This window comes from Micromonospora sp. WMMC264, assembly GCF_027497275.1.
Lineage (GTDB): Bacteria > Actinomycetota > Actinomycetes > Mycobacteriales > Micromonosporaceae > Micromonospora > Micromonospora chalcea.
In genome coordinates, this window is sequence record NZ_CP114907.1 from 611,871 (window position 1) to 632,162 (window position 20,292).

19 protein-coding genes and 1 tRNA gene are annotated in these 20,292 nt (G+C 73.0%); 9 read left to right on the forward strand and 11 right to left on the reverse strand.

Translation table 11 applies throughout. The features are described 5' to 3' along the window. Positions 1 to 12: 12 nt before the first annotated feature. From fabF to O7542_RS02925, 5 genes are all read right to left on the reverse strand, one after another. On the reverse strand, positions 13 to 1,239 hold the full coding sequence (fabF, locus tag O7542_RS02905; RefSeq protein WP_281605656.1) for a beta-ketoacyl-ACP synthase II: 1,227 nt from the start codon (positions 1,237 to 1,239) through the stop codon (positions 13 to 15). Between the two features lie 2 nt (positions 1,240 to 1,241). After that, positions 1,242 to 1,481, reverse strand: a complete 240-nt coding sequence (locus tag O7542_RS02910; protein ID WP_007072348.1) for an acyl carrier protein — start codon at positions 1,479 to 1,481, stop codon at positions 1,242 to 1,244. A gap of 83 nt (positions 1,482 to 1,564) precedes the next feature. Further along, positions 1,565 to 2,509 carry a beta-ketoacyl-ACP synthase III gene (locus tag O7542_RS02915; RefSeq protein ID WP_043329189.1) on the reverse strand — a complete coding sequence of 315 codons (945 nt, stop codon included), beginning with the start codon at positions 2,507 to 2,509 and terminating at the stop codon, positions 1,565 to 1,567. Further along, entirely contained in the window at positions 2,510 to 3,676 is a 1,167-nt protein-coding gene (locus O7542_RS02920) for an acyltransferase domain-containing protein (RefSeq protein ID WP_281605657.1), read from the reverse strand. It abuts the gene before it with no gap. A 98-nt stretch (positions 3,677 to 3,774) separates the two neighbouring features. Beyond that, a complete protein-coding gene (locus tag O7542_RS02925) occupies positions 3,775 to 5,049 on the reverse strand; it encodes a helix-turn-helix domain-containing protein (protein WP_274479170.1) in 1,275 nt (424 codons plus the stop codon). A gap of 100 nt (positions 5,050 to 5,149) precedes the next feature. Between O7542_RS02925 and O7542_RS02930 the strand changes: the two genes are divergently transcribed. After that, positions 5,150 to 5,479, forward strand: a complete 330-nt coding sequence (locus O7542_RS02930; RefSeq protein WP_043329196.1) for a hypothetical protein — start codon at positions 5,150 to 5,152, stop codon at positions 5,477 to 5,479. 44 nt (positions 5,480 to 5,523) lie between these two features. Here the strand turns inward: O7542_RS02930 and O7542_RS02935 are convergent, their stop codons facing one another. Then, entirely contained in the window at positions 5,524 to 6,192 is a 669-nt protein-coding gene (locus tag O7542_RS02935; RefSeq protein WP_064448232.1) for a hypothetical protein, read from the reverse strand. A 191-nt stretch (positions 6,193 to 6,383) separates the two neighbouring features. Here O7542_RS02935 and O7542_RS02940 point away from each other — a divergent pair, with 191 nt between their 5' ends. Continuing rightward, entirely contained in the window at positions 6,384 to 6,974 is a 591-nt protein-coding gene (locus O7542_RS02940) for a copper resistance CopC family protein (RefSeq protein WP_187693107.1), read from the forward strand. A 176-nt stretch (positions 6,975 to 7,150) separates the two neighbouring features. Here the strand turns inward: O7542_RS02940 and gltX are convergent, their stop codons facing one another. From gltX to O7542_RS02955, 3 genes are all read right to left on the reverse strand, one after another. Then, a complete protein-coding gene (gene gltX, locus O7542_RS02945) occupies positions 7,151 to 8,560 on the reverse strand; it encodes a glutamate--tRNA ligase (RefSeq protein ID WP_082931128.1) in 1,410 nt (469 codons plus the stop codon). Positions 8,561 to 8,665: 105 nt separating this feature from the next. Then, a complete protein-coding gene (locus O7542_RS02950) occupies positions 8,666 to 9,943 on the reverse strand; it encodes an MFS transporter (RefSeq protein WP_113972616.1) in 1,278 nt (425 codons plus the stop codon). Beyond that, on the reverse strand, positions 9,940 to 11,253 hold the full coding sequence (locus O7542_RS02955; RefSeq protein WP_064448235.1) for a GH1 family beta-glucosidase: 1,314 nt from the start codon (positions 11,251 to 11,253) through the stop codon (positions 9,940 to 9,942). The genes O7542_RS02950 and O7542_RS02955 overlap by 4 nt, the downstream gene beginning before the upstream one ends. A 201-nt stretch (positions 11,254 to 11,454) precedes the next feature. On the opposite strand from O7542_RS02955, the gene O7542_RS02960 reads away from it, so the two are divergent. Further along, positions 11,455 to 11,901 (forward strand): SRPBCC domain-containing protein, encoded by a 447-nt coding sequence (locus O7542_RS02960; RefSeq protein ID WP_030503643.1) that lies wholly within the window; start codon positions 11,455 to 11,457, stop codon positions 11,899 to 11,901. Between the two features lie 136 nt (positions 11,902 to 12,037). Here the strand turns inward: O7542_RS02960 and aceE are convergent, their stop codons facing one another. Continuing rightward, positions 12,038 to 14,782 carry a pyruvate dehydrogenase (acetyl-transferring), homodimeric type gene (gene aceE, locus O7542_RS02965; protein WP_113972615.1) on the reverse strand — a complete coding sequence of 915 codons (2,745 nt, stop codon included), beginning with the start codon at positions 14,780 to 14,782 and terminating at the stop codon, positions 12,038 to 12,040. Between the two features lie 189 nt (positions 14,783 to 14,971). Here aceE and O7542_RS02970 point away from each other — a divergent pair, with 189 nt between their 5' ends. From O7542_RS02970 to O7542_RS02995, 6 genes are all read left to right on the forward strand, one after another. After that, positions 14,972 to 15,376, forward strand: a complete 405-nt coding sequence (locus tag O7542_RS02970; protein WP_197494962.1) for a secondary thiamine-phosphate synthase enzyme YjbQ — start codon at positions 14,972 to 14,974, stop codon at positions 15,374 to 15,376. 57 nt (positions 15,377 to 15,433) lie between these two features. Then, positions 15,434 to 15,916 (forward strand): MarR family transcriptional regulator, encoded by a 483-nt coding sequence (locus O7542_RS02975; protein ID WP_064448237.1) that lies wholly within the window; start codon positions 15,434 to 15,436, stop codon positions 15,914 to 15,916. Positions 15,917 to 15,967: 51 nt separating this feature from the next. After that, complete coding sequence (locus O7542_RS02980) at positions 15,968 to 18,835, forward strand: transketolase C-terminal domain-containing protein (RefSeq protein WP_281605658.1); 2,868 nt, start codon at positions 15,968 to 15,970, stop codon at positions 18,833 to 18,835. Positions 18,836 to 18,945: 110 nt separating this feature from the next. Next, on the forward strand, positions 18,946 to 19,380 hold the full coding sequence (locus O7542_RS02985; RefSeq protein WP_013287823.1) for a DUF3052 domain-containing protein: 435 nt from the start codon (positions 18,946 to 18,948) through the stop codon (positions 19,378 to 19,380). Positions 19,381 to 19,388: 8 nt separating this feature from the next. After that, the gene (locus O7542_RS02990) at positions 19,389 to 19,856 is read left to right on the forward strand and encodes a peroxiredoxin (protein WP_043329219.1); all 468 of its coding nucleotides are present in this window, start codon (positions 19,389 to 19,391) and stop codon (positions 19,854 to 19,856) included. A gap of 82 nt (positions 19,857 to 19,938) precedes the next feature. Beyond that, positions 19,939 to 20,010: transfer RNA gene (locus tag O7542_RS02995), tRNA-Val, on the forward strand. Between the two features lie 77 nt (positions 20,011 to 20,087). Here O7542_RS02995 and O7542_RS03000 read toward each other — a convergent pair. Further along, entirely contained in the window at positions 20,088 to 20,252 is a 165-nt protein-coding gene (locus O7542_RS03000; RefSeq protein WP_241826511.1) for a hypothetical protein, read from the reverse strand. Positions 20,253 to 20,292 lie beyond the last annotated feature (40 nt).

The window sequence follows — 20,292 nt, forward strand, 5'->3', positions numbered from 1 at the left end:
CCCTTCCTTACGTCAGGGGCGGGTGAAGACCAGCGCCACGTTGTGTCCGCCGAAGCCGAACGCGTTGTTCAGCGCCGCCGGGACCTCCATGTGCCGCGCCTTGTGCGCGGCGACGTCCAGGGTGAGGCCCTCGTCCGGGTCGTCCAGGTTGATCGTCGGCGGGATCACGCCGTCCCGGATGGCCAGGATGGTGGCGATCGACTCCAGCGCGCCGGCCGCGCCGAGCAGGTGCCCGGTCATCGACTTGGTGGCGGTGAGCACCGGGTGGTCGCCGACCGCCTGGCGCAGCGCGCCGATCTCCAGCATGTCCCCGACCGGGGTCGAGGTGGCGTGCGCGTTGACGTGCACGATGTCGGTACGGGCCACGTCCGCGTCGGCGACCGCCCGGGCGATGGCCCGGATCGCGCCCTCGCCCTCGGCGTGCGGCTGCACGATGTCGTACGCGTCCGAGGTGATCCCCGCGCCGGCCAGGCGCGCGTACACCCGGGCGCCCCGGGCGGCGGCGTGGTCGGCGCGCTCCAGGATCACCACGCCCGCGCCCTCACCGAGGACGAAGCCGTCGCGACCGGAGTCCCACGGCCGGGAGGCCCGCTCCGGCTCGTCGTTGCGGGTCGACATGGCCCGCATCGAGCTGAAGCCGGCGATCGGCAGCGGGTGGATGACCGCCTCGGTGCCGCCGGCCACCACCACGTCGGCCCGGCCGGCGCGGATGATGTCCAGACCCAGCGCGATCGCCTCCGCGCCGGTCGCGCAGGCGCTGGCCACGGTGTGCACGCCGGCCTTGGCGCCCAGCTCCAGTCCGACCCAGGCGGCCGGACCGTTCGGCATCAGCATCGGGATGGTGTGCGGGGAGACCCGCCGCGGGCCCGACTTCTCCAGGATGTCGTCCTGGGCGAGCAGGGTGGTGGCGCCGCCGATGCCCGAGCCGACGCTGACCGCCAGGCGCTCCGGGTCCGGCCCGGCCTCGGCCAGCCCGGCGTCGGCCCACGCCTGCCGGGCGGCGATGATGGCGATGGCCTCCGAGCGGTCCAGCCGGCGCAGCTTCACCCGGTCCAGCACCTCGGACGGGTCCACCGCCAGCTGGGCGGCGATCCGGACGGGCAGGTCCGCCGCCCACTCCTGGGTGAGCGCACTCACCCCGGAGCGGCCGGCGAGCATGGCGTCCCAGGTCGACGCGACGTCCCCGCCGAGCGGGGTCGTCGCGCCGAGCCCGGTGACGACGACGTCGGGACGACTCATGATCAGGACTGCGCCTCGATGTAGCTGACCGCGTCACCGACCGTCTTGAGGTTCTGCACCTCGTTGTCCGGGATCTTGACGCCGAACTTCTCCTCGGCCGCCACCACGACCTCCACCATGGAGAGCGAGTCGACGTCGAGGTCGTCGGTGAAGGACTTCCCCTCGGCCACGTCGTCCGGGTTCACCCCGGCAACCTCTTCGAGGATCTCGGCGAGGCCGGCGGTGATCTCGTCACGGGTCATTGCGGTTGGTTCCTCTCATCGGGGGTTACCGGTGACCGGCGTCGCCGGTCACGCGCCTCGGCGCGTTCGCGCCCGAGGGGGTCTCAGGGGCAGCGCACGACCTGACCGGCGTAGGTCAGGCCGCCGCCGAAGCCGAACAGCAGGACCGGGGCGCCCGAGGGCACCTCGCGCCGCTCGACCAGCTTCGACAGGGCCAGCGGGATGCTCGCCGCCGACGTGTTGCCGGACTCGACGATGTCCTTGGCGATGATCGCGTCCGGAATGTTCAGCCGCTTCGCGATGCCGTCGATGATCCGGCCGTTGGCCTGGTGCGGCACGAACGCGGCCAGCTCCGACGGGGCCACGCCGGCCCGCTCGCAGGCCTGCAGCGCGAGCGGGGCCAGCGCGGTGGTGGCCCAGCGGAACACCGACTGCCCCTCCTGCGCGATGTACGGCTGCCAGCCCTCGATGCGTACCGCGTCGCTCTTCTCCGGCGCGGAGCCCCAGACCACCGGCCCGATCCCGGCCGGCTCGTCGTCGGCGGTCGCGGTCACCACGGCCGCCCCGGCGCCGTCGGCGAAGATGATGCAGGTCGAGCGGTCGGTCCAGTCGGTGAAGTCGGAGAGCTTCTCGGCGCCGACGACGATCGCGTTGCGCGCCGCGCCGGCCCGGATCGCGTGGTCCACGGTGCCCAGCCCGTACGCGAAGCCGGAGCAGGCGGTGTTGAGGTCGTACGCGGCGGGCGCGGTGACGCCGAGCTTCGCCGCGACCCGGCAGGCCACGTTGGGACTGCGGTCCACCGACGAGCAGGTGGCCACCACGACCATGTCGATGTCGGCGGCGGTGAGGCCGGAGTTGGCGAGCGCCTTGCCGGCGGCGGCGGTGGCCATGTCGGCGACCGTCTCGTCGCCCGCGATCCGCCGGGTGGCGATGCCGACCCGGTCCCGGATCCATTCGTCGCTGGTGTCCACCATCTGCGCGATCTCGTCGTTCGTGACGACGCGGGAGGGCTGGTAGTGCCCCATCGCGACGATCCGGCTGCCGGCCATTTAGTGCGTTCCTCCGATGCGGACGAGGGGCTGGCCCGGGGCGACCGGGTCGTCGTGGTGCGCGAGCCACTCGGTGAGCAGCCCGTTGTCGTGTGCGGTCACCTCGACCGGCCCCTGCGCTCCGGTGACGTGGCCGAGGACCTGGCCGGCGCGTACCTCGGCGCCCACCGTCGCCTCGGCCGCCCGGGCGAGGCGGCCGGCGGCGGGGGAGACGACCACCCGGAACCACGGCGTGTACGGGCGGGCGGGACCGGCGTGCCGGGCGATCAGCCGCCGCGCGGCGGGCAGGTCGGCGGGGGTGTTCAGAGTGACGATCTCGGGCGCGCCCTCGCCCTTGAGTTCCCGCTTGACCAGTCCGGCGAGGGTGCCGGCGGGCGGCAGCTCGATCACGCCGGTGACCCCGAGGTCGGCCAGCGTACGCATGCACAGGTCCCAGCGGACCGGGGCGGTGACCTGCCGGACCAGCCGCTGCAGCGTCTCCGGGCCGTGCCCGACCGGCGCGCCGTCGAGGTTGGACAGCAGGATCCGGGCCGGGGCGGAGGCGGTGACACCGGCGGCGACGGCGGCCAGCGCGGCCTCGGCCGGCGCCATGTACGGCGTGTGGAACGCGCCGGCCACCTGGAGCCGGATGATCCGGGTGCGGGCCGGCGGTTCGGCGGCGAGCTTGTCCAGCCCGTCGATCGCGCCGGCGGCCACGATCTGACCGGCGCCGTTGCGGTTGGCCGGGTGCAGCCCGTGGGACTGGAGCGCGGCGAGCACCTCGTCCGGGTCACCGCCGAGCACCGCGGCCATCCCGGTCGGTTCCAGCGCGCAGGCCGCGGCCATCTCGTGTCCGCGTACGCCGGCGAGCGTCACGGCGGCCTCGGCCGGCAGTACCCCGGCCAGGGCGGCGGCGCCCAGCTCACCCACGCTGTGCCCGGCGACCAGCGCGACGTCGTGCATCGGCAGGTGCTCGGCGGCGAGCAGCGCGGCGGCGACCAGCAGCGGCTGGGTACGGGCGGTGTCCTTGATCTCGTCCGCGTCCGCCCGGGTGCCCAAATGGATCAGGTCCACCCCGGCCAGGGCCGACCACCAGCGCAGGCGCGCCTCGACACCGTCGAGGTCGAGCCACGGAGCGAGGAAGCCGGGCTTCTGCGAACCCTGTCCCGGAGAGAGTACGGCGAGCACGTGTACGACTCTGACGGATACTCGCGGGTCGCGCTGTAACGCACGGCACGAAACCGCACTAGAACCTTTGGAGGAAACCTACAAAAATCGGTGGGCGGTCATCGCCGGTCGGAGACCCCCGGTACCACCGGGTCGAGCCTACCCACAGTCAGCGCCACCTGCAGCGCGAAGGCGTCGCGCGGGGCCAGCGGCGAGAAGGCGGTCACCTCGGCGATCCGCTTCAGGCGGTAGCGCACGGTGTTCGGGTGCACGAAGAGCGCCCGGGCGGCGCTCTCCAGCGTGCCACCGGCGGCGAAGAACGCGTCCAGCGTCTCCAGCAGCTCGCCGCCGGAGCGGGCCAGTGCCGCGTACACGTCGTGGCGCAACCGGCGGCGGGCCTCGGTGTCGCCGGCCAGCGCCCGTTCCGGCAGCAACTCGTCCGCGGCGACCGGGCACGGCGCGGTCGGCCAGGCCGGCGCGGCCCGGAAGCCGGCCAGCGCGGCCCGCGCCGACTCGGTGGCCTCGTCCAGGCTGGGCACCGCCGGGCCGACCACCACCGGCCCCTCACCGAAGGCGGTACGCAGCTTCTCCGTGGCCGCCACCGGGTCGGCCGCCCCGCCCAGCACGATGACCAGCCGGTCGCCGTGCACGCCGCCGATCACCTCGACGCCGATCCGCCGGGCCTGCCGGTAGACGGTGTGCAGCACGGCGGCCACCTCGCCGCCGGGGGACCGGCCCACCGCCACCGCGACCGGTGGGGCGTCCGTCCAGCCGAGCGCGGCGGCCCGGCTGGCCAGCACGTCCGGGGAGTCGCCGCGCAGCAACGCGTCGACCAGCAGCGCCTGCAACCGGGCGTCCCAGGAGCCGCGGCTCTCGGCGGCCCGGGCGTAGACCCGCGCGGCGGCGAACGCGATCTCCCGGGAGAAGCGCAGCACCGCCTCCCGCAGCGACTGCTCCTCGCCCGGCACGGCCAGCTCCGACACCTGCTCCTCGACCACGTCGATGGTCACCTTGATCAGCGCCACGGTCTGCTGGAGGCTGATCGAGCGGGCCAGCGCCTGCGGCGCGGCGGCGAAGACCTCGTCCGACACCTCCTGGGTGCGGTCGGTGGCCCCGCCACCCTGGCGCAGCCACTGCACCAGTGACCGCACGCCGGCCTGGGCCACGAGCATGACCCAGGAGCGCTGGTCGGCGGGCAGGTCGCGGAACCAGGGCAGTGTCTCGTCCATCCGGGCCACGCTGGCGGTGGCCAGGCCGCCCGCCGCCCGTTCGATACGCCGCAGCGTCGCCGACGTCTCCGTGCCGCCCGGTTCGCTCACCGCACCAGCCTGACATGCGCTGAGCAGCGGTTCCACTCCGAGGTGGCGGCTTCGCCGTGGCGTGACGATCTCCACCGGTACGCGCTGGCGATCTTGTCCGGGTGGGCCAGTACGGTGTCAGGGCGCGCCCGGGCTGTTCCGGCGGGCGCGCGAGGGCGACGGTGAGGAGGCCGGGATGGCGCAGGGGGAGGCCGAGCACGGTTGCGCCCAGGGCGAGCCGTGCCGGCGTGGCCACGACCAGCCGGTCACGGCCACGCACCCGCGTCGGCCGTGCCTGCACCACCAGGGCGAGCAGGCCGTCGGCCGGGCCGCGGAGCGCGCCGAGGACGAGCCGGCGGTGCCCCGTCAGCGGGCCGTCGAGCCGGCGCATCTCGCGGACGAGGCGTCGCCGGAGCAGGGTTGTCGCAGCGACCTGGCGGGCTGGGCGGGCGCCCACCGCCACGGCGCGGTACGCCCGCGCAACCGTACGGTCCGCCGCGAGCGCCCGCCGCGTCGCTGGTGCTGACGCGGAGCCGGGCGGGTTGACGCCGACGCGGTGTCGGGCCGGGCTCAGCGGGTGCGGCGGCGCACCAGCAGCGCGATGCCGGCGAGCCCGGCGGTGATGACCAGCACGACGCCCACGTTGAGCAGCAGCAGCCGCTGGAGTTCGCCGAGGGCGGTGTCGAGTTCGCCCACCGGGTCGAGCGCCTCCTCCGGCAGTACCCGCTCGCCGCCGCCGATGCCACCGGCGAGCGTGTCGAACTGCGCCGGCAACGGCACGCCTACCGAGCGCAGCGTCTCCGGCATGTTGAGCCGCCCGAGGAACCAGCCCGCGCGGAGGTTGCTCCTGTCCGGCTGCTTCGCCGGCCGGTAGACCCGCGGGCCGCCCTTGGCCAGGGGAAAGAGGTCGTAGGTGCGCTGCGGACCGGCGGCGACGTGCACCACCACCGTGTACTTCGGACCGAGGTCCGCGGCGGCCGGGCCGCGCAGCTGGCCGGTCGCGCCCAGCCACTTGACCTGGTCGATCACCAGGTGGACGTCGGCCGACCGGCTGTCGGTGCGCAGCCGCAGCGGCTCGTCGAGCTTGTCGCCGGTGATGTCGACGCCGGTCGGGGCGGGCGCGGGCGTCGGTTTCGGGGCGGCGTGGGCCGCCGTCGCGCCGGTCAGAGCCAGTGTGCACGCGAGGGCCGCCATCGTCCCGGTCACGGCGATCAGCAGCCGTCTCACCTTCCGGATCATCGCCGCCTCCTCGCCCCGTTCGATGGCTGGCTTCCGCTGCAGTCACACTGGACCGGTGTCCACCACAAAGACTCCGCAGAACGGCGCTCGGTTGCAGCAGGTGGAAGAGTATTTGGAACTATTTGCGAGCTGAGACCGACCAACGAGCGGTCGATGATCATCGGCCGGATCTTACCCGGACGGAGGGAACCATGGGGGGCAGGGTCGCCCGTACGGCGCGTACCTGGCTGGTGGTGCTCGGGGTGGTGGCGGCGTTCGCGCTGCTGCCGGCCGCGCCGGCCGCCGCGCACAACTCGCTGACCGGCAGCGATCCGCGCGACGGGGCCCGGCTGGCCGCCGCGCCGGAGCGGATCGAGCTGCGGTTCCTGGCCACGCCGAAGGAAGCCACGACCGAGGTCACCGTCACCGGGCCGGACAACGTGGCCGCTGCCGGCGGCGCGCCGACCTTCTCCGGCAAGCGGGTGACCGTGCCGTTCCGGCCGGGCGCGGCCGGGCTCTACATCGTCACCTACCGGCTGGCCTCCGACGACGGCCATCCGATCAAGGGGGAGATCCGGTTCACCCTGACCACCGGCACCCCCGCCGAGGCGCCGTCGGCGAGCGCGTCGCCCACGAGTGCCGCCCCCGCCGCGCCTACCAGCGCGGCGCCGAGCCCGACCCCGGCCGCCGCCGAGGCGGACGACGACGGGGGTACGGGCTGGCTGTGGGCGGCCGGCGCGGTGGTGGTGCTGGCCGCTCTGGGCGGCGGGCTGCTGCTGCGCCGCCGGGCCGCCCGCCGCTGACGCCGGCCGGTCAGCGGGAGCCGGCTCGCGGGGAACACTCCGCGTGACGCGGCCGGCGCAACGATCGCCGAAAACGCATATGCCTCTGAGTCATAATCATGACTCAGAGGCATATCGCTCGACAGGGTCACCTTCTCCCGGCCACGACACGCCCGGGCCGTCGGCGGGCCTGCCGCTCAGACCAGGCGTACGCGGGCGGCGCGCAGCCGGGTCAGCGTACGGTCGCGGCCGAGCACCTCCAGCGACTCGAACAGCGGCAGCCCGACGGTGCGGCCGGTGACCGCGACCCGTACCGGCGCCTGCGCCTTGCCGAGCTTCAGCCCGCGCTCCGCGCCGACCGCCTCCAGCGTGGCCTTCAGCGACTCCGCGTCCCAGGACTCCAGCGCCTCGAACGCGACGATCGCCGCGTCCAGCAGGTCGGCCGCGCCCTCCTTCATCGCCTTCGCCCACGCCGCCTCGTCGATCAGCGGGTCGGCCAGGAAGAGGAAGTCGACGTTCGGCACGATCTCGCTGAGCACCGCGATCCGGGTCTGCGCCAGCGGAGCCACCGCCGCGAACGCGGCCGGGTCGAACTCCTCGGGCTGCCACGGCGGCGGGGCGATGGTGTCGGTGCCGGTGAGCCACGGCTGGCAGGCGGCGACGAAGTCCTCCACCGGCAGCGCCCGGATGTAGTCGCCGTTGAACGCGCGCAGCTTCTTCTCGTCGAAGAACGCCGGGGACGGGTTGACCTCGTCCAGCCGGAACTCCTCCTCGATCACCGACCAGGGCACGATCTCCCGGTCGCCCGACGGCGCCCAGCCCAGCAGCATCAGGTAGTTGCGCATCGCGTCGGCGAGGTAGCCCTCGTCCCGGTACGCCTCCAGCGCGACCTTGTCCCGCCGCTTGGACAGCTTCTGCCGCTTCTCGTTCACCACCACCGGCACGTGCGCCCAGATCGGCGGCTTGACCCCGAGCGCGTCCCACAGCAGCTGCTGCTTCGGGGTGTTCGGCAGGTGCTCCTCGGCCCGGATCACGTGGGTGATCCCCATCGACATGTCGTCCACGACGTTGGCCAGCAGGAACACCGGGGAGCCGTCGCCGCGGGCGATGACGAAGTCCTCGATCAGCTTGTTCTCGAACGTCGGCTCGCCGCGCACCAGGTCGACCACCACGGTCTCGCCCTCGTCCGGCGTACGGAAGCGCAGCGCCCGGCCCTCGCCCGGCCCCAGTCCGCGGTCGCGGCAGAAGCCGTCGTAGCCGCGCTGCTGCGGCCCGGTACGCGCCTGCACGTCCTCGCGGGTGCAGTCGCAGTAGTAGGCCCGGCCGCCCTCGTACAGCCGCTGCGCGGCGGCCCGGTGCTCGCCGGCGTACGAGGACTGGAAGTACGGACCCTCGTAGCTTCCCCGCGCGATGCCGATCCACTCCAGCGCGGACAGGATGCCCTCGGTCCACTCGGGCTTGTTGCGGGCCGCGTCGGTGTCCTCGATGCGCAGCACGAACACCCCGCCCTGCTGCTTGGCGAAGATCCAGTTCTGCAGCGCCGAGCGGGCGCCGCCGACGTGGAACATACCGGTCGGGGAGGGGGCGAAGCGTACACGTACCGTCACGTCCCCCAGCCTACGGCGGGCCGCCACCGAGAAAGGAAGGGCCCCTTCTTAACGCCTCCGGAGGTGAAGGGGCCCCTTCTTAACAAGCGCGGCAGCCGGCGGGCGTCACGGCACGGAGCGGATCTTCACGACCAGGGCGCTGCCGAGCAGCGTGACCGCCGCGGTCACCGCGTACAGCGTCGGGTAGCCGCCGAGGTGCACCACGATCGGCGCGGACAGCGCCGGGCCGAGCACCTGCGGCGCCGAGTTGGCGATGTTGATCACGCCGAGGTCCTTGGCCCGGTCGGTGGCGGCGGGCAGCACCTGCGTGATCAGCGCGGCGTCCACCGCCAGGTAGACGCCGTACCCGGCGCCGAGCAGCAGCGCCGCGACGATCGCCATCGGCCAGGTGGGTGCCACCGCCAGTAGCGTCGCCGCCACCGCCATGATCAGCCCGGAGGCGATCACGAAGACCTTGCGCCGGCCGGAGCGGTCGGACATGCGCCCGGCGGTCACGGCGGTCAGCATCATGCCGACCGTGTAGAGCAGGATCAGGATCAGCAGCGAGCCCTCGGGGTCGGCCACCCGTACCCCGTCGGTGAGGAAGTAGAGCAGGTAGAGCGTGCCCAGCGCGTTGCCGGTCTGCACCAGGAACCTGGTGAACCACGCCCAGGCGAAGTCGGGGTGGCGGCGCGGGCTGATCCACATCGAGGAGAACAGCGAGCGCAGCCGCAGCGGCGAGCGGTGCTCCCGGGGCAGGTGGTCGTCCTGGGTCAGCAGCGCGAACGGCAGCGACAGCAGCAGCACGGCGAGCGCGATCGCGGCGTACCCGGCGGCGTTGCCGGTCACCACGGCCGTCACCAGCACCGCGCCCAGCACCAGGCCCAGCGCCTGCGGGATGCCCACCCAGCCGGACACGCCGCCACGCTGCGCCACCGGCACCCGATCGGGGATCGCCGCGGTGAGGCTGGCCAGCATCGCGTTGAAGCAGACCTGCGCGGCCACCCAGGCCACCGCCACCCCGGCGATCGTGTTCTGCCGGGCCAGCAGCACCAGGGCGAGCGCGCCGATCACCGCGCCGAACGCGGTCCAGACGTGCCGGCGGCCGAAGTGGCGGTTGGCCAGCCGCAGCGAGGTGCGGTCGGACAGCGCGCCGGCGAGCGGGTTCGCCAGCACCGCGGCGAGCGCGCCGATGCCGGTGACCACCGCCAGCATCGCCTCCTTGTCGGCCGGCGCGATCCGTTCCACCTGCTGCGGCAACAGCACCTGGATCGGGGTGAAGAACGCCATCCAGACGCCCAGGTTGGCCGCGAAGATCAGCGCGATCCAGCTCCGCCGTACCGGCACCGTCGGTTCGGCGAGCGCCGCCGGCAGCGAGGCCGGCGTCGGGTTCACAGTGGTCACCGCCGGACCAGGTCCCGGAACCAGGCGTACGACGACTTCGGCGTCCGCCGCTGCGTGTCGAAGTCGACGTGCACCAGGCCGAACCGCTTGGTGAAGCCCTCGGCCCACTCCCAGTTGTCCAGCAGCGACCAGACGAAGTACCCGGTCACCGGCACGCCCTCGGCCATCGCCCCGCGCACCGCGCGCACGTGCCCGTCCAGGTACGCGATCCGCTCCGGGTCGTGCACCCGGCCGTCGGCGTCCGGCGCGTCGTCGTACGCGCAGCCGCTCTCGGTGATCTGGATCGGCGGCAGCGCGTCGCCGTACCGCCGGTGCAGTTGGAGCAGCAGGTCGCGCAGGCCGTCCGGCGCCACCGGCCAGTCGAACGCGGTACGCGGGTAGCCCTCCAGCGGCACGATGTCGAACGGCAGCGGCGAGCCCGCCTCGGGCGCCCGGATGGCGGTCGGGTTGTAGTAGTTGACCCCCAGCACGTCGATCGGCGCGGCCAGCACGTCCAGGTCGCCGTCCCGGATCACCGCCGGGTCGAGGCCGGGAGCGTCCGGGTAGCCGCGCCCGAGCAGCGGATCGGTGAACAGGAGGTTGTGCAGCGCGTCGTACGCCGCGGCGGCGGCCCGGTCCGCGTCGGTGTCGCCGGCGACCCGCACCGGGGAGTAGTTGTTGGCGATCGCCACCGGGGACGTGGTGCGGGCGCGCAGCGCGGAGACCGCCAGACCGTGCCCGAGAAGCTGGTGGTGGGCCACCGGGAAGGCGTCGAACAGCAGCATCCGGCCGGGGGCGTGCACGCCCATGCCGTAGCCCATGCTCATGTGGATGAACGGCTCGTTGAGCGTGATCCAGAGCTTCACCCGGTCGCCGAGCCGGGCGGCGGCCAGGTCGGCGTACTCGGCGAAGCGCGCGGCGGTGTCCCGGTTCAGCCAGCCGCCGGCGTCCTCCAGCGGCTGCGGCAGGTCCCAGTGGAACAGCGTGGCGACCGGGTCCACCCCGGCGGCGAGCAGGCCGTCCACCAGCCGGTCGTAGAAGTCCAGCCCGGCGGCATTGGCCGGGCCCGTGCCGTCCGGCTGGATCCGGGGCCAGGCGAGCGAGAACCGGTACGCGGACACCCCCAGCCCGGCCAGCAGCGCGGTGTCCTCGGCGTACCTGTGGAAGTGGTCGCAGGCCCGGTCGCCGGTGCTGGCGTCGGCGACCCGGCCCGGCTCGTGCGCGAACGTGTCCCAGATGGACGGACCGCGACCGTCGGCAGTGGTCGCGCCCTCGATCTGGTACGCGGAGGTGGAGACCCCCCAGCGGAAGCCGGCGGGGAACTCGGGCATCGGCGCGGTCGTCAAGGCACCCTCCAAGACATGAAGCGTGCTCGCGACTCTAGGGCTCGGCGGACCGCCGCGCCATAGGCCGAGATGACTGGGTGGCGCAAGGGAGTTCGGCGTGTCTTTTCCGAACCCGTCCGCTTAAGTCCGATTTACACATAGAGTGCCAAATATCGCGGATGTGATTTAAGTGGGGGAAAGATACTCATGATCCTCGTGGAACGAAGCGCGCACGTGGCGGCGCCGGTGGATGTGGTCTGGGACGTGGTGCAGCGCGCCGAGCAGCTGCCGGCCTGGCTGGCGGGAGTCCGCGCGGCCGAGGTCCTGTCCGGGGAGGGATTCGGGCGGCGGCAGCTGGTCCAGGCCGGACGCGGCGCCGCGCACGAGGCCGAGGTGATCGCCTTCCAGGAGCCGACCCTGATCGGCTGGCGCGAACGCGCGAAGGGTGCCGGCGCCCGAGCCGAGGCGCGCACCGAGATCTACGTCCAGCTGACCCCGGACGAGGAGGCCGGCGGCACCGTCGTACGGCTGATCGTCGTGCGGTGGCCCGCCGGACCCGTCAAGGCGGCCCTGCTCCGGCTCGGCCTGCGCCGGGTCGGCGCCGACCTGGAGGACTCGCTGGCCCGGCTGACCGACCTGGCCGCCGTCGGCTGACCGAGCCCAGTCCCGGCGTCGCCCGCGATGGTGACGGCCCGGCGTTCCCGCCAGGGACGCCGGGCCGTCGTTCTACCCGAGGTTGTTAAGAAGGGGCCCCTCCTCTACCGGAGGCGTTAAGAAGGGGCCCTTCCTTTCAGCTGTCGCCGCCGGTCTCGCCGACCGGGGCGGCGTTGACGTCGTCCAGCGCGTACTTGCGGGCCGCGTCGGCCGGCACGTGCGCCGGCACCACACCGCGCAGCGCGAGCTGGCGCAGCGTGGCCACCGCCACCGACTCGGCGTCCACGTGGAAGTGGCGGCGCAGCGCGTGCCGGGTGTCCGACATGCCGAACCCGTCGGTGCCGAGCGAGGTGTAGTCGCCGGGTACCCAGCGGGCGATCAGGTCCGGTACCGCGCGCATCCAGTCGCTGACCGCGACCTTCGGCCCGTCGGCGTCGGCCAGCTTCCGCGCGATGTACGGCACCCGTGGCTCCTCGCCCGGGTTGAGCAGGTTGTGCTCCTCGCACTGGACCGCGTCGCGGCGCAGCTCGGTCCAGGACGTCACCGACCACACGTCGGCCGAGACGCCCCAGTCCTCGGCGAGCAGCTGCTGGGCCTTGAGCGCCCACTGCATGCCGGTGCCGGACGCGAGGATGTTCGCCTTCGGCGCGTCGTCGCCGACCTGCGGCGCGGGGGAGTAGCGGTGGATGCCCTTGACGATGCCCTCGACGTCCACGCCCTCCGGCTCGGCCGGCTGGAAGATCGGCTCGTTGTAGACGGTGAGGTAGTAGAAGATGTTCTCCTGCGCCTCGCCGTACATCCGGTGCAGGCCGTTCTCCACGATGTGCGCCAGCTCGAAGGCGAACGCCGCGTCGTAGGAGACCACCGCCGGGTTGGTGGCGGCGAGCAGCAGCGAGTGGCCGTCCTCGTGCTGCAGGCCCTCACCGTTGAGCGTGGTCCGGCCGGCGGTCGCGCCGAGCACGAAGCCCCGCGCCATCTGGTCCGCCGCCGCCCAGAACCCGTCGCCGGTGCGCTGGAAGCCGAACATCGAGTAGAAGATGTACAGCGGGATCATCGGCTCGCCGTGCGTCGCGTACGCCGTGCCGGCAGCGGTGAACGAGGCCACCGAACCGGCCTCGTTGATCCCCTCGTGCAGGATCTGGCCGGTGGTCGACTCCTTGTAGGACAGGAACAGGTCCCGGTCGACCGCGGTGTAGCGCTGGCCGTGCGGCGAGTAGATCTTCTGCGTCGGGAACAGCGAGTCCATACCGAACGTACGGGCCTCGTCCGGGATGATCGGCACCCAGCGCTTGCCGAACTCCTTGTCCTTCATGATGTCCTTGAGCAGGCGGACGAACGCCATCGTGGTGGCGACCTTCTGCTTGCCCGACCCGCGCTTGACGTCGGAGAACCGCTCGCTGCCCGGGATGGCCAGCGTCTTGCGGGCGGTGCTGCGCGTGGGCAGGTAGCCGCCGAGCTGCTGACGCCGGTCCTTCAGGTAGGTGATCTCGTCCGACTTCTCGCCCGGCGTGTAGTACGGCGGGAGGTACGGGTTCTCCTCCAGAGACTTGTCCGGGATGTCCAGGTAGAGGCGGTCGCGGAAGAGCTTCAGGTCCTCCAGCGTCAGCTTCTTCATCTGGTGCGTGGCGTTGCGGCCCTCGAAGTGCGAGCCGAGCGTCCAGCCCTTGATCGTCTTGGCGAGGATCACCGTCGGCTGGCCGGTGTGCTCCATCGCCGCCTTGTAGGCCGCGTAGAGCTTGCGGTAGTCGTGGCCACCCCGCTTGAGGTTCCAGATCTCGTCGTCGGACAGGTGCTCGACCATCTTGCGGGTCCGCGGGTCGCGGCCGAAGAAGTGCTCCCGCACGTACGCCCCGGACTCCGCCTTGTAGGTCTGGTAGTCGCCGTCGGGCGTGGTGTTCATCAGGTTGACCAGCGCGCCGTCGGTGTCCGCGGCGAGCAGCGGGTCCCACTCCCGGCCCCAGACGACCTTGATGACGTTCCAGCCGGCGCCCCGGAAGAACGCCTCCAGCTCCTGCATGATCTTGCCGTTGCCGCGGACCGGTCCGTCCAGGCGCTGCAGGTTGCAGTTGATCACGAAGGTGAGGTTGTCCAGCTCCTCGCGGGCGGCCACGCCGATCGCGCCGAGCGACTCGACCTCGTCCATCTCGCCGTCGCCGAGGAACGCCCAGACGTGCTGCTGGGAGGTGTCCTTGATGCCCCGGTGCTGCAGGTAGCGGTTGAACCGCGCCTGGTAGATGGCGTTCAGCGGCCCGAGACCCATGGAGACGGTCGGGAACTCCCAGAAGTCCGGCATCAGCCGCGGGTGCGGGTACGACGGCAGCCCGCCACCGGGGTGCGACAGCTCCTGCCGGAACCCGTCGAGCTGGTTCTCGCTGAGCCGGCCCTCCAGGAACGCCCGCGCGTACATGCCGGGGGAGGCGTGGCCCTGGTAGAAGATCTGGTCGCCGCCGCCCGGGTGGTTCTTGCCCCGGAAGAAGTGGTTGAAGCCCACCTCGTAGAGCGACGCGGAGCTGGCGAACGTGGAGATGTGGCCACCGACGCCGATCTCCGGGCGCTGCGCCCGGTGCACCAGCATCGCGGCGTTCCACCTGATGTACGCCCGCAGCCGCCGCTCGACGTGCTCGTCACCCGGGAACCACGGTTCGCGCTCCGGCGGGATCGTGTTGATGTAGTCGGTGGTGGTCAGGGACGGCACCCCGACCTGCCGCTCGCGGGCCCGCTCCAGCAGGCGCAGCATGACGTACCGGGCTCGCTTTGTCCCGCGCTCGTCGATGACACCGTCGAGCGACTCGACCCATTCGCTGGTCTCTTCAGGGTCGATGTCCGGAAGCTGGCTCGGCAGACCAGCGGTGATCACCGGGCGCTTGCGTTCCGTAGCCACAGGCGTTCCCTCGGTTTCGTGTGGGATAGGTCTCTAGCGCCATCCTGCCCCCTGGTGGCGCGTGCCGTCACCTCTCCCACCCTCAGACGCGACGCTGAACACAGGTACCCATCAGTAACTTTGCGCGATCACCGGATGCGCTATCGGCGGGCGCGGCGGGGAACCGGGCACTGCGGCAGAATGCGCCGTATGCGCAGTGAGGTGATCACCGTCCGGACCGGCTCCCGGCCGACCGTCCGGGACATCACGAGCGAGGCCGAACGGTTCGTGTCCGGCGCCGGCGACGGCCTGCTGCACGTCTTCGTCCCGCACGCCACCGCCGGGCTGGCGATCATCGAGACCGGCGCCGGATCCGACGACGACCTGCTGCGGGCCCTGGACGACCTGCTTCCCACCGACGACAGGTGGCGGCACCGGCACGGCTCGCCCGGGCACGGACGCGACCACGTGCTGCCGGCGTTCGTGCCGCCGTACGCGACGCTGCCGGTGCTCGACGGGCGGATCCAGCTCGGCACCTGGCAGTCGATCTGCCTGGTCGACACCAACGGCGACAACCCCGACCGCCAGGTGCGCTTCTCGTTCCTGCCCGGCTGACCGGCGGCGCAGATAGTGGAGTACGTCAATTGTTGACTGGTCACGTACAATCCACTGATGGCGCACTCCACTGTCTCCGCTGAGCAGCCCGGCCCGGGTGACCGGCCGGGCCTGGCCGGGGACACCGTGCGCCGGATCCTGCACGTCGCCGCCGCGCTGCGCCACCACCAGGACGAGGCGTTCGCCGACCTGGGGCTCACTCCGGCGGCCGCCCGCGCGCTGCACCAACTGGACCCGGACCGCCCGCTGCCGGCCCGCGACCTCGCCGAGCAGCTCGGCTGCGACAGGTCGAACGTCACCGGCCTGGCCGACCGGCTGGAGCGGGCCGGGCTGGTGGAACGACGCACCGACCCGGCCGACCGGCGGCAGAAGGCGCTCGTGGTCACCGAGCGCGGCCGGGAGGTCCGCGAGCGGGTCGCCCACGTCATGTCCGACCCCCGGCTGCTCGACGACCTGAGCACCGCCGAACTGGCCGCGCTACGTGAACTCGTCTTCAAGGTCTCCGACGGCGGCTGCCCGGAGGAGTGCGGCGAGGTCTGAGCCACGCCGGGCGGAACGTGTCCGACTGGGCGCGGCGGGCCCGAGTCGGTAATGCTGTCCGACGTGACCACCCCGCACGATCTCGACGACCGGCTCCGGGCCGAACTGGCCGCGCTCGGGGCGCCCGAGAAGCGGCGCGACCTGGGCGAGCGACTGCCCGACGGCGGGCCGCTGACCGGGGCGCAAGCGCTGGCCCTGTTCGACGCGCAACTGACCAGCCGGCTGCTCGACCTGGCCGGGCAGTGGCTGCACGGCTTCGGTGAGGGGTACCACACCATCGAGTCGGCGGGGCACGAGGGCAACGCCGCCGTGGCCGCCGCGCTGCGGCCGACCGACCCCGCGCTGCTGCACCACCGCTCCGGGGCGTTCTACTGCCTGCGCGCCGCCCAGGCCGCCAGCGCCTTCCCCACCGCCCCGCCGCCGGCCGTCCCGCCGACACCCGCCCCGGAGGCCGATCCCGACGCCGCCGTGGACGCCTCGCCCGATGCTGGTCCCGGCACCGTCGTCGACGGCTCGCCCAGTGCTGCCGCCGGCTCGCCCGGCAGCGCCGTTGACGGCTCGCCCGCCGCCGACGGCTCGCCCGGCACCGCTGCCCGCGCCGAGGTCCACGGCTCGCCCGGTGCCGTCCCCGGCACCTCGAGCGGTGTCTCGCCCGACGAGCCGGCCGCATCCTCCGCGCAGCGGGCCACCCCCGCCTCCTCGGCTGTCGCCCCCGCACCGTCTGCTGTCATCCCGGACCCGGCGGCCGCCCCGGCCCTGCCGGCCGCCGTGCCCGAATCGCACGACCTGCCCGCCCGGCGCGGCACCGGCCAGGATGCGCACATCAATCCCACCTCCCAGGAGCAACGTTCCACCCTCCGGGAACCGGAGAGATCTTGGAACGAAAGTGCCCCTATAGGGGCCGTTTCGTACCAAGATCTCGAACGGCCGGGGGCGGGAGGCGAGGCGGGCAGCCTTCCCGCGGGAGCCGCGATCGTGGTGGACGCGGACGGTGACGCGACTGTCGGCGTACCCGATCTGCCACAGCCCGCGCCCGACGACGCGTTCGCGGCGGCGGCGCGCGACGTGCTGCGCGGCATTGTCGCGTCCGTGGAGGAACCGGCCGCCGGCGGCCGGCAGAAGCTCTTCGGCCGCGCCGACCTCGCGGTCGTGCCGACCGCCGCGAACGCCGGCTCGCACCTGCCCCGCGCGGTCGGTCTGGGGCTGGCGCTGGAGCGGCTGCGCCGGGGCGCCCGGCCCGCGGACGGCGAGCCGGAAGCGGCGGCCTGGCCCGCGGACTCCGTGGTGGTCTGCTCCTTCGGCGACGCCTCGGTCAACCACGCCACGGTGACCGCCGCGCTCAACACGGCCGGCTGGTACGACCACACCGGCCTGCGTATCCCGGTGCTGTTCGTCTGCGAGGACAGCGGTGGCTCCGCCGACGGGTGGGTGGCGACGACGCTGCGGTCCCGGCCCGGCATCCGCTACTTCGCGGCCGACGGCACGGACGTGGCCGAGAGCTACCGGGTGGCGGCGGAGGCGGCGGCCTGGGTGCGCCGGCACCGCCGGCCCGCCGTGCTGCACCTGGGCGCGGTCCGGCTGATGGGCCAGGGCGACGCGGCCCGCGACCCGCTGCTGGCCACCGCGCGGCTGCTGGTCACCTCCGGGTACGCCGGGGGCGAGGAGCTGCTCAGCCGGTACGACGAGCGGGGCTGGCAGCTGCGCCGCATCGCCGAGGAGGCGTTGGACGAGCCGAAACTGGCGTCCGCTGTCGACGTCGTGCGGGAGCTGGCGCCGCGGCGGCCGGTCCGGGTGGCCCGGGCGGTGGCCGAGGCGGCGGAGCGGGCGGCCGGGCCGGGCGCCGGGGCGCGGGCGGAGGCGTTCGGCGGCAAACCGCCGGAGCTGACCGGGCCGCTGACGCTGGCGCAGAGCATCAACGCGGCGCTCGCCGACGGCATGCTCGACCACCCTCGGATGGCGGTGTTCGGCCGGGACGTGGCCGCCGGCGGCGGGGCGCACGGGGTGACCGAGGGGCTGCGGGACCGGTTCGGGGCGGCCCGGGTGTTCGACACGCCACGGGACGAGACCTCGATCCTCGGGCTCGGGCTGGGTGCCGGCCTGGCCGGGATGCTGCCGGTGCCGGAGATCCGGTACCTGGCGTATCTGCACAGCGCCGAGGATCAGCTGCGCGGCGAGGCGGCCACCATGCGGTTCTTCTCCCGGGGCGCGTTCCGCAACCCGATGGTGGTGCGGGTGGCCGCCCTGGCGGGTGAGGACGGGCTCGGCGGCCACGCGCGCAACGACAACTCGGTGGCGGTGCTGCGGGACGTGCCGGGGCTCGTGGTCGCCGTGCCGGCGCGGCCGGACGACGCCGCGCCGATGCTGCGTACGTGCCTGGCCGCGGCCCGGGTGGACGGCAGCGTCTGCGTCTTCCTGGAGCCGGCCGCGCTCTATGACGCCCGTGACCTCTACGCCGACGGCGACGGCGAGTGGACGGCCGAGTACGCCGAGCCGGGCGCCTGGGCGGACCGGCACGTGCCGATCGGGCGGGCCCGCGTCTACGGGATCGGCTCGGCCGAGGACCTCACCATCATCACCTTCGGTAGCGGAGTGCGGATGTCGCTGCGCGCGGCGGCCACCCTCGCCGCGGAGGGCGTGGGCAGCCGGGTGGTGGATCTGCGCTGGCTGGCCCCGCTGCCGGTGGCCGACATCATCCGGGAGGCCTCGGCGACCGGCCGGGTGCTGGTGGTGGACGAGACGCGACGCTCCGGCGGGGTGGGCGAGGGCGTGGTGTCCGCGCTCGTCGACACCGGGTACGTCGGCGCCGCGCGCCGTGTGGCCGGACTTGACTCGTTTGTACCATTAGGTCCGGCCGCTCGTCAGGTTCTGGTCTCCGAGGAAGCCATCACCCAGGGTGCCCGTACGCTGCTGGCACGGTAAATTCCGTTCCACCCGGTGCGCCACTTGCGCGGCGAGCCGCAACTGTGTGGACTGGGCCCGACGGTGTCACCCGACGCCACGAGCAGGGATAGATGAGGAGGCACGCGACAGTGAGCGCGACCGCTGGCCAGGCCGACGGGGTACGCAGCCTGGCGGACCGGTTCGGTATCGAGCCGGGCATGGTCGTCATGGAGATGGGCTACGACGACGACGTCGACACCGATCTCCGGGACGCCCTGACCGACCGCTGTGGGGAACTCGTCGACGAGGACACCGACGAGGTGGTCGACGCGGTTCTGGTCTGGCACCGCGACGGCGACGGTGACCTCTTCGAGCTCCTCGTGGACGCCCTCGGGCCGCTCGCCGACAACGGCGTGGTCTGGCTCCTGACCCCGAAGGCCGGCCGCGACGGCCACGTCGAGCCGAGCGAGGTCGCGGAGAGCGCGCAGACCGCCGGCCTCCAGCAGACCTCCACCATCAACGCCGGCCGCGACTGGAGCGGAGCCCGCCTGGTCATGCGGCGCGGCTCCAAGAGCAAGAAGTAGGAGCGCACATGCCCGTCGAGGTTGGCGCCGAAGCGCCCGACTTCCTGCTCAAGGACCAGAACAACCAGGAGGTACGGCTCGCCGACTTCCGTGGCCGCAAGACCGTGCTGCTCGTCTTCTACCCGCTCGCGTTCACCGGCGTCTGCCAGGGCGAGCTGTCCGAGGTGCGGGACAACCTCGACGAGTACGCCAACGACGACGTCCAGGTGCTGACCGTCAGCGTCGACTCCGTGTACGCCCACAAGATCTGGGCCGAGCAGGAGGGCTTCCAGTTCCCGCTGCTCGCCGACTTCTGGCCGCACGGCGCGGTGGCCCAGGCGTACGGCGTCTTCAACGACGTCGCGGGCATCGCCAACCGGGGCACCTTCGTCATCGACAAGGCCGGCGTGGTCCGCTTCGCGGAGATGAACATGCCCGGCGAGGCGCGCGATCAGCAGGGCTGGCGCAAGGCGCTGGCCGAGGCCGCCGCTGCCTGAGTCCCACACCCAGGTACGTCGTTCGACCGGGCCGGAGGCGGGCAGGTAAGCTGGCCGCTCCGGCCCGCCGTACGGGCGTTCCGGGCGCGTAGCTCAGTGGGAGAGCACTCGCCTTACAAGCGAGGGGTCGCAGGTTCGAAACCTGCCGCGCCCACCCTTCACCACCAGCAGAAACCGCCCCGAGAAGATCGTTCCTCGGGGCGGTGACAGCAACGCTGACAGCAACAGGGTCTATGACAGCCGTCCATCGAGCTTGCCGAGCGCCTGACGCATCGCGTCGAGGTTGGCATGCGAGTAGACCTTCAGCGTGATCTTCACGTCGGCGTGCCGGGCGATGGCCTGGACGACGTGCGGCGGGACGCCCTGATGGACCGTCGGCTGACTCTTGCCCAGCATCAGGAGGTGTTGAGCCTCGCAGGATGGGTCGCGCTTGTCG

What these genes read in the sequence shown, in the direction of transcription:
- fabF (WP_281605656.1), bottom strand. Translation starts at nt 1,239, where the DNA reads ATGAGTCGTCCCGACGTCGTCGTCACCGGGCTCGGCGCGACGACCCCG.
- O7542_RS02910 (WP_007072348.1), bottom strand. Translation starts at nt 1,481, where the DNA reads ATGACCCGTGACGAGATCACCGCCGGCCTCGCCGAGATCCTCGAAGAG.
- O7542_RS02915 (WP_043329189.1), bottom strand. Translation starts at nt 2,509, where the DNA reads ATGGCCGGCAGCCGGATCGTCGCGATGGGGCACTACCAGCCCTCCCGC.
- O7542_RS02930 (WP_043329196.1), top strand. Translation starts at nt 5,150, where the DNA reads ATGGCGCAGGGGGAGGCCGAGCACGGTTGCGCCCAGGGCGAGCCGTGC.
- O7542_RS02935 (WP_064448232.1), bottom strand. Translation starts at nt 6,192, where the DNA reads ATGATCCGGAAGGTGAGACGGCTGCTGATCGCCGTGACCGGGACGATG.
- O7542_RS02940 (WP_187693107.1), top strand. Translation starts at nt 6,384, where the DNA reads ATGGGGGGCAGGGTCGCCCGTACGGCGCGTACCTGGCTGGTGGTGCTC.
- O7542_RS02955 (WP_064448235.1), bottom strand. Translation starts at nt 11,253, where the DNA reads ATGCCCGAGTTCCCCGCCGGCTTCCGCTGGGGGGTCTCCACCTCCGCG.
- O7542_RS02960 (WP_030503643.1), top strand. Translation starts at nt 11,455, where the DNA reads ATGATCCTCGTGGAACGAAGCGCGCACGTGGCGGCGCCGGTGGATGTG.
- O7542_RS02970 (WP_197494962.1), top strand. Translation starts at nt 14,972, where the DNA reads ATGCGCAGTGAGGTGATCACCGTCCGGACCGGCTCCCGGCCGACCGTC.
- O7542_RS02975 (WP_064448237.1), top strand. Translation starts at nt 15,434, where the DNA reads ATGGCGCACTCCACTGTCTCCGCTGAGCAGCCCGGCCCGGGTGACCGG.
- O7542_RS02980 (WP_281605658.1), top strand. Translation starts at nt 15,968, where the DNA reads ATGCTGTCCGACGTGACCACCCCGCACGATCTCGACGACCGGCTCCGG.
- O7542_RS02990 (WP_043329219.1), top strand. Translation starts at nt 19,389, where the DNA reads ATGCCCGTCGAGGTTGGCGCCGAAGCGCCCGACTTCCTGCTCAAGGAC.
- O7542_RS03000 (WP_241826511.1), bottom strand. Translation starts at nt 20,252, where the DNA reads ATGCTGGGCAAGAGTCAGCCGACGGTCCATCAGGGCGTCCCGCCGCAC.